We start from the raw sequence: 13,411 nt of genomic DNA on the forward strand, positions 1-13,411 counted from the left end.
GGTCTCAAGACCTGCGCTTGAGCCAATCCACCATCCCCAACCCCGCCGCACGCCCACTGGCGAAACACGCGGTCAGCAGGTAACCGCCCGTCGGCGCTTCCCAATCCAGCATTTCCCCCGCGCAGAACACGCCAGGCAACTGCTTGAGCATCAAACGTTCATCCATTGCCTCGAACATCACGCCACCGGCAGTGCTGATGGCTTCGTCCAGTGGGCGGGTTTTCATCAATGTCAGCGGCAACGCCTTGATCGCTTTAGCCAACAGCGCCGGATCGGCGAAGCATTCTGCCAGCGTCAGTTCCCGCAGCAGTGCCGCTTTCACGCCATCTATCCCGAGCTGACTGTGCAGATGTTTGGACATTGAACGAGACCCGCGCGGTTTGCTCAGCGCAGTCTGAACTTTATCCACAGGCCGGCCCGGCAACAGGTCGAGGTGAATGGTCGCCGAGCCATGCTGATTGATCGCTTCGCGGATGGGAGCCGACAGGGCGTAGATCAAACTGCCTTCAATCCCGGTGGCCGTAATCACACATTCGCCGAGGCGCGGAACATCGTCATTGAGTCCGATAGCGATATTTTTCAGCGGCGCGCCGGCGAATTTGCTGACCATCAATTCGCTCCAGGCCTGCACCTCGAAGCCGCAATTACTCGGTTGCAGCGGCACCAGTCCTACGCCGTGCTGCTCCAGTGGCAGCATCCACGCGCCATCCGAACCCAGGCGCGACCAACTGCCGCCACCGAGGGCGAGCAGCGTTGCTTCGGGCTTCAGGGTTTTTTCACCCTCAGGACTTTCAACACGCAATCCACCGTTGTTATCCCAGCCGAGCCAACGATGGCGGGTGTGGATAACTACGCCGGCCTCTCGCAGGCGTTTGAGCCAGGCGCGTAACAGCGGCGCGGCTTTCATGTCGGTCGGAAAGACCCGGCCGGAGCTGCCGACAAAGGTTTCGATGCCAAGGTCATGAATCCACTGACACAGCGCCTCGGCACCAAAGGCACGCAGCAGCGGTGCAATCTGCGGTGCACGCTCGGCGTAGCGTGAGAGGAATGCCGGGTAGGCTTCGGAATGGGTGATGTTCATGCCGCCCACGCCAGCGAGGAGAAATTTCCGACCTACCGAAGGCATGCCGTCGTACAGATCGACCTTGATTCCGGCCTGGCTCAACACTTCGGCCGCCATCAGGCCGGCGGGGCCGCCGCCGATGATGGCGACTTTAGGGGGGAGGGCGGCGGAAGATTGGGTCATGGAATGCGCTGCGGTTCGGCGGAATAAGCCGGGCATTCTACCAGCCCAATTCCCTGTAGGAGCGAGCCTGCTCGCGAAAGCGGTGGTTCAGTCGACATCAATGTGACTGTTAAATCGCTTTCGCGAGCAGGCTCGCTCCCACAGGGGATTTATGTCGGGTTCAAGAGTTGGTTAAAAAACAACCACCCCTTTGCAGGCTATATGCTGCATGGCCTGTAGGCCCTTTCGCTCAGGTTATCCACAGGCAGTTCCACAGGCATTGTGGGTAAAGGCGCACACCTCAATGACAACCTGATGACGCCCACACCCGCTGCGCGCTGTGATGCAGGATGCCGTGCCGCCGCGCCAGCGCCTTGCGGTCCTTGCTGTAGCCGCCGCCAATCACCCCGACCACCGGAATATCCCGCCCGAGGCAATGGCGCATCACGCTTTCATCCCGAGCGGCCACGCCTTGGTCTGTCAACTTCAGGTAGCCGAGCGCGTCGTCCTTATGCACATCGACCCCGGCGTCGTACAGCACCAGGTCCGGCTGGTAGAGCGGCAGCAAATAATTCAGCGCGTCGTCCACCACCTTCAGGTAATCCGCATCACCCATGCCCTTGGGCAGCGGAATGTCCCAGTCACTTTCGGCCTTGCGTGCAGGAAAGTTCTTCTCGCAGTGCAGGGAAACGGTCACCGCGTCCGGGGTGTTGTGCAGAATCCGTGCAGTCCCATCGCCCTGATGCACGTCGCAATCGAAGATCAGCACCCGATTCACACGACCGCTTTCCAGCAGGTAATGGCTGATCACCGCCAGGTCATTGAAGATGCAGAACCCCGCCGGGTAATCGTAATGCGCGTGATGCGTGCCGCCGGCCAAGTGACAGGCCAATCCATGTTCCAGCGCCTGTTCCGCCGCCAGTAACGAACCGCCGACCGCCCGCACCGTGCGCCGGGCCAGGGCTTCGCTCCATGGCAGGCCGAGGCGCCGCTGATCTTCGCGGGACAACTCGCCGCTCATGTAGCGTTCGATATAGGCAGCGTCATGTGCGAGGGCGAGAATTTCCGGCGGGCAGAGTTCCGGTCGCAGCAGGTCGGCGTCCCGGGTCAGCCCGCTGTCCACCAGGTGATCGCGCAGCAGGCGAAACTTGTCCATGGGGAAGCGGTGGTCCGCCGGGAACTCGGGGCTGTAGTCTTCGTGGTAGATCAGTGGCAGCGGCATGACGGGCTTTTATGAGTACGGCGTGTAGGAATGAGTGAACGATCCTACCAGCGATGTAGACTTGCGGCATGGAAACGGAGGGGCACGATGGAGCCGATACTGGAACTCGAGAGCGCGCGACTGCTATTGCGGCAGTGGCGTGACGAGGATTTGCCGGCGTTTGCGGCGATGTGCGCCGATCCACAGGTGATGCGCTATTTTCCGGCGCCTTTGAGTCGACTGGAAAGTGCGTCGCTGATCGGGCTGGTTCGTGGGCATTTCGCCGAGCATGGTTTTGGTCTCTGGGCGCTGGAGCGCAAGGACACCGGTGCATTCATCGGTTTTACCGGGCTCGGCGTGGTCGGTTTCGACGCGCCTTTCACGCCGGCCGTCGAGATCGGCTGGCGCCTGGCCCGCGAACACTGGGGCTTGGGTTACGCCAGTGAGGCGGCGTGGACCGCTCTGCGCTGCGGGTTTGACCGGTTGGCGCTGCAAGAGGTCGTGTCCTTCACCACGGAAACCAACACGCCATCGCAGAAAGTCATGCAGGCCATCGGTATGCACCATGATTCAGCCGGTGACTTCGACCACCCGAAACTCGCGGTCGATCATCCCCTGCGTCACCATGTGCTGTACCGCATCACCCGTGAACAATGGCTGCAAACCTTGCATGGATAAGACGGCCCGGACGTTTACAATGGCGCCAATGATGGCCCCGGCCGGAAACTGAACCGACCGCCGCAGCCAAGACTGCGCGGCATTGCGTTGTGTGAGGAGAGTCTGAATGAGCCAAGTGTTGGATGATCTGGTCGACTTGCTGACCCTGGAACCGATCGAAGAAAACCTGTTCCGTGGCCGCAGCCAGGACCTGGGCTTTCGTCAGTTGTTCGGTGGCCAGGTGATCGGTCAGTCCCTGTCGGCGGCCAGCCAGACGGTCGAAGTCGCGCGTCATGTGCATTCGATGCACGGTTATTTCCTGCGTCCGGGCGATTCCACGTTGCCCGTGGTGTATCAGGTTGATCGGGTTCGCGACGGCGGCAGTTTCAGCACACGTCGGGTCACGGCGATCCAGAAGGGCAACCCGATTTTCACTTGCAGCGCATCGTTCCAATATGACGAAAAAGGCTTCGAGCATCAGGCCCAGATGCCGACGGTGGTCGGGCCGGAAAACCTGCCCTCGGAACTGGAACTGACCCATCAGCGCGCGCACCTGATCCCCGAGCACATGCGTGAAAAACTGCTGTGCCCGAAGCCGATCGAATTCCGCCCGGTCACCGAGAAAGATCCCTACAACCCGCAACCATCCGATCCGGTCAAGTACGTCTGGTTTCGCGCCGACGGCGCGTTGGCCGACTCCCCGGCGCTGCACAAATACCTGCTGGCCTACGCGTCGGATTTCAATCTGCTGACCACCTCGATGTTGCCCCATGGCAAGTCGGTCTGGCAGAAAGACATGCAGGTCGCCAGCCTCGATCACGCGCTGTGGTTCCACGCGGACCTGCGTGCCGATGACTGGTTGCTGTACGCGATGGACAGCCCGTGGGCCGGTAATTCCCGTGGGTTCAGCCGTGGCAGCGTGTTCAACCGCGCCGGGCAACTGGTGGCGTCGGTCACGCAGGAAGGCCTGATCCGTCACCGCAAGGATTGGGCATGAGCCTGGCCGAGGTGCGGCACTGGGTGTTCGACATGGACGGCACCCTGACGGTGGCGGTGCATGACTTCGCGGCGATTCGTGTGGCGCTGGCGATCCCGGCCGAAGACGACATCCTGACCCACCTCGCCGCGCTGCCGGCCGCTGAAGCCGCGGCCAAACATGCATGGTTGCTGGAGCATGAACGGGATCTGGCGCTGGGTTCGAAACCGGCGCCGGGTGCTGTGGAACTGGTGCGCGAGTTGGCGGGGCGCGGTTATCGCCTGGGCATTCTTACGCGCAATGCTCGGGAACTGGCGCACGTGACGCTGGAGGCCATTGGCCTGGCGGACTGCTTCGCGGTGGAGGATGTGCTGGGGCGTGATGAAGCGCCGCCCAAGCCGCACCCCGGTGGTTTGTTGAAATTGGCCGAGGCCTGGAACGTGCCGGCGAGCGAGATGGTGATGGTCGGTGATTACCGGTTTGATCTGGATTGCGGGCGAGCGGCGGGGGCGCGGACGGTGTTGGTGAACCTGCCGGATAACCCGTGGCCGGAGCTCACCGATTGGCATGCGGCGGATTGTGTGGCGTTGCGGGAAATGTTGTTGGCTTGAGGGACCCTTCGCGGGCAAGCCTCGCTCCTACAGGGGATACCCGCGGTCCTTGTAGGAGCGAGGCTTGCCCGCGAAGGCGTCATCACTGCCCGAACAAAACCTTCTGCCCCTCCGGCGACGTAAACATCCCATCCCCGTTATGCCCAACCCCGGGCACTTCGATCAATTGCTGATTCAATCCTTGCGGATGGCTACGCTTCAAAAACTCAAAAAAATTGCGCCCGCGAATCAATCGATTAGCGCCCTGGGCTTTCGCCTCACAACCTTTATCCAGCGCCGGATGGTTCGGATCAATGTCCTGCTGCCCCAGTAGATAAACGATGTCACGCTGAACGTAGTTTTCCTCCAGTTGCGCGGGCGTTTGTCCGTCGGCGTAAGCGGGCAAATCTCTCAGGCCGTACTTCCAGCGATCGAACTCCGGGCAGCCGGCGTGACTGAACGCCACTGGCCGCCGCTCATCGAAATACGCGTAGGAAGACGGATTGGCGATGACGTAGCGCATGTGCACGCCAGCCGCCTTGAGCTCCGGTTGATCGTGACTCAACAACGCATAACGCTGAACCACCTGAGCACCGCCCGAGTGGCCCGCGATGATGACATCCTTCACGTCCGGAAACTGTCGACGATCGCCGAGCCGGGCGATGATTTGGTCGAGTGCCGCGTAGGAACTCAGCGCAAACGGAGCGGTGGATAAACCGCCGGCCATCCAGTCATTGCCCTGCCAGCGCAACACGGTGTCGGCGACTGGATGGAGTGCCACGTCGGTTTCATTGAGAAATTGCGGAGCGATCACCAACGTGTTGGCGCTTTGCCCTGCTTGCTCTGCCGCCCGCTCGGCACTCTGGCGGTAGGTTTCAGCATTGCGCAACCGACCGTGGATGATGATCAGCACACGTTCGATTTTCGTCGGCGCCGGGCCGATGCCCACCGCCATCTCACCTTCTTTCAACAAGAGTCGGCCGGGGCTGATCTCCTTGACCCCATGCTCGGCAGCCTGGGTACATGTGCAGGTAAGCAACAACACCAACAGCCACTTTTTCATTTACAGATTTTTCGCCGCAAAGGTATCGCACTGGCCCACCTGGCCTTGCGCAAATCCGGTTTTGAACCAGCGCACCCTTTGCGCCGACGTGCCATGGGTAAACGAGTCCGGCACCACGCGACCCTGGCCTTGCTGCTGCAAGCGGTCGTCGCCGATGGCATTGGCGGCATTCAAGGCTTCTTCGATGTCGCCCGGTTCCAGCCAGTTCAGGCGTTGCTGTGCATTGTTGGCCCAGACACCCGCGAGGCAATCCGCTTGCAGTTCCTGACGCACCAGCAAGCCACCGTCGCCTTCCATTTGCCGGCCTTGCTGACGGGCTGCCTGAATTTTCGCTGAAACACCGAGCAAGGTCTGAACATGGTGTCCGACTTCGTGAGCGATCACGTAGGCCTGAGCGAAATCACCCGCAGCGGAAAAGCGTTGCGACATTTCCTGGAAGAAACTCATGTCCAGGTAAACCTTCTGGTCTGCGGGGCAATAGAACGGCCCGGTCGCCGAGGTGGCCAGGCCGCACGCCGAGTTCACCCGGTTGCTGAACAGCACCAGCGTAGGATTCTTATACTGCCGGCCGGCCTGCTGGAAAATCTGGCCCCAGGTGTCTTCGGTGTCACCGAGGATCGAACGTACGAATTCCGCCCCTTCATCATTGGCTGGCGGTGCCTTGCGGGTTTGCGTCGGTGCCGGTGCCGATTGCTCGGTCATCTGCCCGGTGAGTTGGCCGAGGATCTGCAACGGGTCCTGGCCGGTGATCCAGCCGATCCCGACAATCAGAATGATTGCGGTCAGGCTCAGGCCCTTGCCGCCACCAAAACGCATCCCGCCGCCACCGCCGCCGACATCATCACCACGGGCATCGACCACGTTGTCGCTGCGTCGGCCTTTTTTCCATAGCATGTGGGAATCCTCTGATTATCGTGGGGATGAGTGTTGCTGGTGAGTGGGAGCGGCGCCAGTCCGGTCGTCCGGCTTTTATGCGGGCGGGAACATTACTGAGTGTATTGAACGTGGATAGCCCATCGAATTCCGTCAGGTGATGGGTTTTTTATGACGTCAGGGCGAACGCCCTATGACTTGTAGGAGCCGGCTTGCCGGCGATGGCGATCTTACGGACGACATCGCCGGCAAGCCGACTCCTACAAAAAGCAGTCCGGTGCTTACCGGTCGAATGCATCCCACACTGGCGCAAAGTCAGGGCTGACCAGTCGTTCGCGTTTCGACAACCCGGCAATCAACGCCCGGTCTTCGTCATCGAGCTGGACGTCCAGCGAGGCCAGGTTGGCCAGTTGATTGGCCTCGCTGCTGGCCTTGGGGATCGCCGCAACGTTTGGTTGATCAAGCAGCCATTTGAGTGCCACTTGTGTCGGCAGAACCCCGTGTCTGGCGGCGATCTGCTGGATTTGCGGGATGTCCGAGACCTTGTTGCGGGCCAGCGGCGAGTAGGCCGTCAGTGCCAGGTCATGTTGACGGGCGTAATCCAGCAGCGCGTTTTGTCCGAGCAGCACGTGGTATTCAACCTGGATGGCTGACAGCGGCGCACCCAGTTCTTCGACGACTTTACGCAGCAGCGGCAGCGGAAAATTCGCCACGCCGATGTTGCGCGCCAGGCCTTGCTCCTTGAATGACACCAGGGTTTCGATCGTGCGTGGCAGGTCCCAATCGGTGGTCGGCCAGTGGACCATGAACAGGTCAACGTAATCGCTGCGCAAGGCCTTGAGGCTGCGGTCCATGGAATGGCGCATGGCATCGGGTTGCAGTTGATCCCACCAGACTTTGGTGGTGACGTGGATCTGCTCGCGAGGCGTAGGACTGTTCACCAGCGCCTGACCGACAGCGTCTTCGTTGTTGTAGGCGGCAGCGGTGTCGATGTGCCGATAACCCAACTTCAACGCCTGTTCAACGGCGCGTGTGCATTCTTCGCCGAGCATCGGCCAGGTGCCGAGGCCGAGTTTGGGCATGTTCAAACCCTGTGCATTAACGATGCGCTGCATGGTCGATCTCCTGTTCGTAAGCAGTGATGCCGGCGATATGTCGCGCGGCGATGTAGCCGAACGTCAGCGCCGGGCCGAGATTAATGCCGCCGGCGGGGTAATGCCCGCCCATGATGCTGGCCATGTCGCCGCCCGCGGCGTACAGCCCGGTGATGGCCTGGCCGGATTCGCCGAGGACTTGGGCGTGTTGATTGACCTTGAGCCCGGCGAAGGTGCCGAAGCAGCCGGGCTGGACCTTCACCGCGTAAAACGGCCCTTGCTCGATGGGGGCGACGCACGGGTTGGGTTGCTGCAAGGCGTCACCCTGTTTGCGGTTGTAAGGCGTCGAGCCGCGGCCAAACAAGGGGTCTTCACCGTTGCGCGCATGCTGGTTGTAGTCCGCCACAGTGCTGCGCAACCCGTTTGGGTCGATGCCGCAGGCGTGGGCCAATTCCTCGATCGTGTTGCCGGTTTTCAGATAGCCGCTGCGGATAAAGGATGACAACGGAACCGGAAACGGCCGAGAGATGCCCAGCCCATATCGGCGTTGAAAACCATGGGTGCAAATCAGCCAGGAGGCAACCTCTTCGCCGGCAGGCGCAGCGGCGACCATGGCCGTTACATAGTCGTAGTAGCCGTTCGCTTCATTGACGAAGCGCTGGCCGTTGCTCAGTACGCCGATGATCCCCGGTTTGCCCCGCTCGATGATGTGCGGGAAGTGACCGATGCTGCCATCCCTGTGTGGCACTTGCGAGACCGGCGCCCACGCTACGGGAGAGGCCATGTCGGTGTTGACCCGGGCACCGGCGCTTTCGCCCAGGCGTAAACCGTCACCGGCCACGCCGAGTGGTGGCAGCGCCCAGTGCTCGTTGCCGGTCGGTGTGCGCGGGAACAGTGCCTTGCGCCGCTCGATGTCATTGGCAAACCCACCGGCCGCGAGCACAACAGCCTTGCGTGCATGGATGCGGACCTTGCCTTTGGCGGTGCTCACCAGCGCGCCCCGGACCTGATCGCCATCGCGAAGCAACTCGCTGACAGGCGCTGATTCCCAGAGCAGAACGCCAAGGTCTTCGGCAGATTTTGCCAGACGTGCGACCAGCGCCACGCCGTTGACCAGTTGCATCGCCCGGCCATGCACAATGAGGTCGAGCAGGTGCCGGGTGAAGCGCCGGGTGACGTGCCACGCGGCGGGCACCGAACGGGTCAGGTTGAGAAACGCGGCCAGGTCTGCCCCCGCCATGATCGGCATGCCCATGAACGAAGTTTCCCGCATGGTTTTGCGAAGACGCCTCAGCAGCTTGCCGACTTTTCGCCCGTCATAGGGCGCTGCGATCACCGAGCGTCCGCCCGTTCCGGCACCGGGTGTATCGCCATGTATGTCGGCGATGGCATTGCCATCGGCGAATTGCAGCGAGGTGTGCTGTTCGAAGAAGGCGACCATGCGTGGGCCCGCCTCGAGGAACGCATCGATCATTGCCGGTTCGTAGCGCTCACCGAGTTCATGCTTGAGATAGGTGCGCGGCAACTCGACGTCTTCGACGATGCTGGCGCGGCGGGCCAGAGGATTGCACGGCACCCAGGCCCAGCCGCCGGACCACGCCGTGGCTCCGCCGAATACCGGGTCTTTCTCCACCACGATGACTTTCAATCCGTGCCATGCAGCGGTAACCGCTGCCGATAACCCGGCTGCACCGGAGCCGACGACCAAAACATCGCAGTCGATGTCTGGAGAGCTGTGGGATTCGGCAGGCATTGTTTAAAACTCCAGTGCATATTTTTAGAATTGGATTCCAGAAAATATAGCGACGTGAATCCGCTCGGCAACCACTCAGCCGATAAAACGGGCGGTTACCGAACAAGCAGTTCCAGATTTCGCATTAGGCGGTTTGTCTTCTAGAATCGGGCAAATTTCAGGCGGAACCTTCCATGGCCGGCAGTCAGATCGAACGTGTTTTCAGCGTGCTGGAAAGCCTCACCAGTGACCCTCGCGGCCTGCCGATGCAGACGCTGGCAGAGCAACTGGACATCCCTAAAAGCGCGACGCATCGCTTGCTCGCCGAGCTGATTCGGCTGGGTTACGTGCGGCAGAATCCGGATAACCTGCGCTATCACCTGTCGACCAAACTGGTGGCCATGGGGTTCCGTTATCTGTCGGGAAGCGGCGCCGATATCGTGCAGCCAGTGCTTGATCGCCTGGCCCAGGAAACCGGCGAACTGGTGCGCCTCGGGGTCATCGAGGGCGAGCGTCAAACCTGGATCGCCAAGTCCCAGGGCGCCCGCTCCGGTCTGCGATACGACCCGGACATGGGCCGTGATGCGCCGCTGTTTTACACGGCGTCGGGCCATGCGTGGCTGGCGTGCATGAGCGATGCCGAAGCGTTGTCGCTGGTGGAACGCCAGGGCGGCGAGCGGCCAAAAGACCTAGGGCCGAACGCGCCGCGTTCCAACATTGAATTGCTCGAGCGCCTGCGTCTGGCGCGGGAGCAGGGCTACGCCTGGGTCGAAGAGAGTTCGGCGGTGGGCACTTCGGCGATTGCGGCGGTGGTGCGGCACCCGAGCGATGGGCGAGTGATCGGGGTGCTGAGCATTGCCGGGCCGAGCGCGCGGATGCCGGGGGCGCGGCTGCATGAGTTGGCACCGCTGTTGTTGAGATTTGCCGAAGAGTTGTCGGCGGCGAGTCTCGCGTCGGAATTCTTCAGTTAACCACCGCCGCACAGGAATCTTTGTTCGCCGGAAAGTTGTGCGTTGTTCGCACGCTTTCGTGAATCGCTTGTGTAAGAATCTGGAACCAGGTTCTAAATTGTTGAGCGTCAACCAACAATAATCACAAGAGGACCGCACCATGACTTCGCCCGTTCGCATCGCCCTGATCGGTGCCGGCAACATGGGCCAGCAGCATTACCGGCATTTGCACACCCTGAAAGACGCGACCCTGTGTGCGGTAGCCGACCCTGGCCCGCAAACGGCAGGCCTCGCCGCCGAATGGGGCGTGGGGTATTTCTCCGATCACCGTCAGATGTTGGAGCAGGTGAAGCCGGACGCGGTCATCGTGGCCAACCCGAACACGCTGCACGTCAGCACCGCGCTCGATTGCCTGGCTGCCGGCGTGCCGGTCCTGCTGGAAAAACCGGTCGGCGTGCACCTGGATGAGGCGCGCGAGTTGGTGGCTGCCTCGAAAGCCACCGGCGTCCCGGTGCTGGTCGGCCATCATCGTCGGCACAATCCACTGATCGTCCGTGCCCGCGAACTGGTGCAAAGCGGTGCTTTGGGACGGCTGACGACGGTGACCGCGCTCTGGCAATTGCGCAAACCCGACAGTTATTTCGAAACGCCGTGGCGCCGCGAACCAGGCGCGGGAATGTTGCTGACCAACCTGATCCATGACCTCGATCTGCTGCGCCATCTGTGCGGCGAAGTGCGGCAGGTTCAAGCGATCACCAGCAATGCCGTGCGCGGGTTTGCCAACGAGGATTGTGCGGCGGTGTTGCTGCAATTCGACAACGGCGCACTGGGCAGCCTGACCGGTTCCGACGCGGTGGCGGCGCCCTGGAGTTGGGAGCTGGATTCCGGGGAGAACCCGGTGTATCCGCGTCAGGCGGATCAGCCGTGTTACTTGTTGGCCGGAACCGGCGGCGCGTTGAGCATTCCGCAACTCAAGCGCTGGCATTACGCCGACGCTGATGGGGGATGGCATCAACCCTTGTTGCCGGTGCAGGAAAGCGTCAGCGCCGATGAAGCGCTGGGTTTGCAGTTGCAGCATTTCGTGCGCGTGGTGCGTCGGGAAGTCGAACCGTTGGTCAGCGCTGCCGATGCGGCACGCACACTGGCGTTGATCGAAGCCATCCGCGAAGCCGCCGACACCGGTCGCGCCTGCACCCCGATGGTGATTGAGGAATGAACATGAGTGAACGGATCTTTTCCTTGGCCAGTCTGACGGTACTGGAATTGTCACCGCCGCAGATGGTGGACGTCGCGGCACGCGTCGGGTACAGCCACGTGGGACTACGCCTTGAGCCGGCGACATCCGAAGAACATCACTTCGCGCTGGTAGCCGATGTCGGTTTGCGGCGTGAGACGCTGGCGCGGCTGCGCGACACCGGTGTTCGTGTGCTGGATGTTGAAATCCTGCGTCTTAAACCGGACACCGTCGTCGCCGACTTCGAGAAAATTCTGGCAGTCGGTGCGGAGTTTGGTGCCAGTGAATTGCTGGTAGCGGGTAACGATTCTGACGAGCAACGGCTGACGGAAAACTTCGCCCGGCTCTGTGATCTGGCGGCGCCTTACGGACTGCACCCGCACCTGGAGTTCATGCCCTGGACTGATGCGCGCAATCTTGAACAAGCGGTGCGCATCGTCGAAAACGCCGATCGTGAAAACGGCGCGGTATTGGTTGATGCTTTCCATTTCGACCGTTCGGGTTCGCGGCTGGAAGATCTGGCCAAAGTCGCCCCGTCACGGTTACGGTATGCGCAGTTGTGCGATGTGGCGGGGCGCCGGCCGACGGACATGGCGGAGATTTTGCGTCAGGCCCGCAACGAGCGACGTTTTCCAGGTGATGGCGATTGTGATCTGGCGGGGTTGTTGCAGTGTTTGCCTGCCGATATTCCGCTAAGCCTGGAGATTCCAACGGCGAAGTTGTTGGAGCAGGGCGTGAGCGGGTTGCAACGGGCGCAGATGGCGCTGGATAAGGCCCGGGAATTGTTGGCGCGCATCTAGACGGTGCTGCGCACCTTTCGCGGGCAAGCCTCGCTCCTACAGGGTTTTTCATTGCTCTTGTAGGAGCGAGCGGTGCGGCGACCCGACTTGCCCGCGAAGCTTTTGACTTTCGAAGTAAAAAAGGATCCCCAATGACCGTCAGCACCCCGCTCTCCGGCGTAAACCAACCCTTCAAAGGGATTTTGCTGATCGTCTTCGCCACCTTTCTCTTCTCCAGCCATGACGCCTTGTCGAAATACCTTTCGGGGTTCTACCCGATCGTCATGGTGGTGTGGGCCCGGTATGTGGTCCACACCTTGTTGATGGCCGGGATTTTTCTGCCGCAATCCGGGCTGCGAGTCCTACGCACCAAACGGCCGTTGCTGCAGCTGCTGAGGGCGTTGTGCCTGCTGGGCACCAGTCTGTTTTTCACCACCGGCTTGCAGTACATCCCGTTGGCCGAAGCCACGGCCGTCAACTTTCTTGCACCGGTCCTGGTGACTGCGCTGTCGGTGCCGCTGCTGCGTGAGCGCGTCACCCGTGGCCAATGGATCGCGGTGATTTGCGGATTTATCGGCGTATTGATCATCGTCCACCCCGGCGGTGATCTGTTCACGCCAGCGGTGCTGCTGCCGCTCTGCTCAGCGTTGTTTTTCTGCTTCTATCAATTGCTCACCCGCAAGCTCAGCAGCATCGACAGCCCGACCACCAGCAACTTTTTCGCCGGGTTGTGCAACACCCTGGTGATGAGTGCGCTGGTGCCGTTCTTCTGGCAAGTGCCGAGCCTTGGGCATGGATTGATGATGGTGGCGCTGGGGGCATGCGGGATGACGGCGCACTTGTTTCTGACTCAGGCATTCCGCTACGCCGCTCCGGCGCTGTTGGCGCCGTTCGGCTATTGCCAGATTGTTTTCGCCGGTTTGCTCGGCTGGTTGCTGTTTTCCCACACGCCGACCCTGACCACGGTGGTCGGGATCGCGGTGATTTGCTGCAGCGGTTTGGCGGCGGCCTGGCAGCAAAGCCGTCGCTGAACAGGG

At 61.4% G+C, this 13,411-nt stretch carries 13 protein-coding genes; 7 read left to right on the forward strand and 6 right to left on the reverse strand.

Annotated elements, in window-relative coordinates; translation table 11 throughout:
* Window positions 1-4: 4 nt before the first annotated feature.
* On the reverse strand, window positions 5-1,246 hold the full coding sequence (locus tag ACYZUC_RS24155; RefSeq protein WP_461990841.1) for a TIGR03862 family flavoprotein: 1,242 nt from the start codon (window positions 1,244-1,246) through the stop codon (window positions 5-7).
* A 280-nt stretch (window positions 1,247-1,526) separates the two neighbouring features.
* Window positions 1,527-2,447, reverse strand: coding sequence for a histone deacetylase family protein (locus ACYZUC_RS24160; RefSeq protein WP_461990843.1), 921 nt, complete (start codon window positions 2,445-2,447; stop codon window positions 1,527-1,529).
* A gap of 87 nt (window positions 2,448-2,534) precedes the next feature.
* On the opposite strand from ACYZUC_RS24160, the gene ACYZUC_RS24165 reads away from it, so the two are divergent.
* From ACYZUC_RS24165 to ACYZUC_RS24175, 3 genes are all read left to right on the forward strand, one after another.
* Window positions 2,535-3,104 carry a GNAT family N-acetyltransferase gene (locus ACYZUC_RS24165; RefSeq protein ID WP_461990845.1) on the forward strand — a complete coding sequence of 190 codons (570 nt, stop codon included), beginning with the start codon at window positions 2,535-2,537 and terminating at the stop codon, window positions 3,102-3,104.
* A gap of 106 nt (window positions 3,105-3,210) precedes the next feature.
* The gene (gene tesB / locus ACYZUC_RS24170) at window positions 3,211-4,080 is read left to right on the forward strand and encodes an acyl-CoA thioesterase II (RefSeq protein ID WP_461990847.1); all 870 of its coding nucleotides are present in this window, start codon (window positions 3,211-3,213) and stop codon (window positions 4,078-4,080) included.
* Window positions 4,077-4,670, forward strand: coding sequence for an HAD family hydrolase (locus ACYZUC_RS24175; RefSeq protein WP_008041913.1), 594 nt, complete (start codon window positions 4,077-4,079; stop codon window positions 4,668-4,670). Before tesB ends, ACYZUC_RS24175 begins: the two co-directional genes overlap by 4 nt.
* Before the next feature lie 82 nt (window positions 4,671-4,752).
* On the opposite strand, the gene ACYZUC_RS24180 is transcribed toward ACYZUC_RS24175, so the two are convergent.
* The 4 genes from ACYZUC_RS24180 to ACYZUC_RS24195 all read right to left on the reverse strand — a co-directional run bounded on the left by ACYZUC_RS24180 (window position 4,753) and on the right by ACYZUC_RS24195 (window position 9,432).
* Window positions 4,753-5,712 carry an alpha/beta hydrolase gene (locus tag ACYZUC_RS24180; protein ID WP_461990849.1) on the reverse strand — a complete coding sequence of 320 codons (960 nt, stop codon included), beginning with the start codon at window positions 5,710-5,712 and terminating at the stop codon, window positions 4,753-4,755.
* Window positions 5,713-6,606: a KPN_02809 family neutral zinc metallopeptidase gene (gene ypfJ, locus ACYZUC_RS24185; protein ID WP_461990851.1), complete on the reverse strand. Its 894-nt coding sequence runs from the start codon at window positions 6,604-6,606 to the stop codon at window positions 5,713-5,715.
* A 260-nt stretch (window positions 6,607-6,866) separates the two neighbouring features.
* Window positions 6,867-7,700 (reverse strand): aldo/keto reductase, encoded by an 834-nt coding sequence (locus ACYZUC_RS24190; protein ID WP_461990853.1) that lies wholly within the window; start codon window positions 7,698-7,700, stop codon window positions 6,867-6,869.
* A complete protein-coding gene (locus ACYZUC_RS24195; RefSeq protein ID WP_461990855.1) occupies window positions 7,684-9,432 on the reverse strand; it encodes an FAD-dependent oxidoreductase in 1,749 nt (582 codons plus the stop codon). The genes ACYZUC_RS24190 and ACYZUC_RS24195 overlap by 17 nt, the downstream gene beginning before the upstream one ends.
* Before the next feature lie 173 nt (window positions 9,433-9,605).
* Between ACYZUC_RS24195 and ACYZUC_RS24200 the strand changes: the two genes are divergently transcribed.
* The 4 genes from ACYZUC_RS24200 (at window position 9,606) to ACYZUC_RS24215 (ending at window position 13,405) form a co-directional block, all read left to right on the forward strand.
* Entirely contained in the window at window positions 9,606-10,382 is a 777-nt protein-coding gene (locus tag ACYZUC_RS24200; protein WP_008028937.1) for an IclR family transcriptional regulator, read from the forward strand.
* A gap of 139 nt (window positions 10,383-10,521) precedes the next feature.
* Window positions 10,522-11,577, forward strand: coding sequence for a Gfo/Idh/MocA family protein (locus tag ACYZUC_RS24205; RefSeq protein ID WP_461990856.1), 1,056 nt, complete (start codon window positions 10,522-10,524; stop codon window positions 11,575-11,577).
* A gap of 2 nt (window positions 11,578-11,579) precedes the next feature.
* Window positions 11,580-12,395, forward strand: a complete 816-nt coding sequence (locus tag ACYZUC_RS24210; protein ID WP_461990858.1) for a sugar phosphate isomerase/epimerase family protein — start codon at window positions 11,580-11,582, stop codon at window positions 12,393-12,395.
* Between the two features lie 131 nt (window positions 12,396-12,526).
* Window positions 12,527-13,405 (forward strand): DMT family transporter, encoded by an 879-nt coding sequence (locus ACYZUC_RS24215; RefSeq protein WP_461990859.1) that lies wholly within the window; start codon window positions 12,527-12,529, stop codon window positions 13,403-13,405.
* The last annotated feature ends 6 nt before the right edge of the window (window positions 13,406-13,411 follow it).

The organism is Pseudomonas sp. GT1P32 (assembly GCF_054897805.1).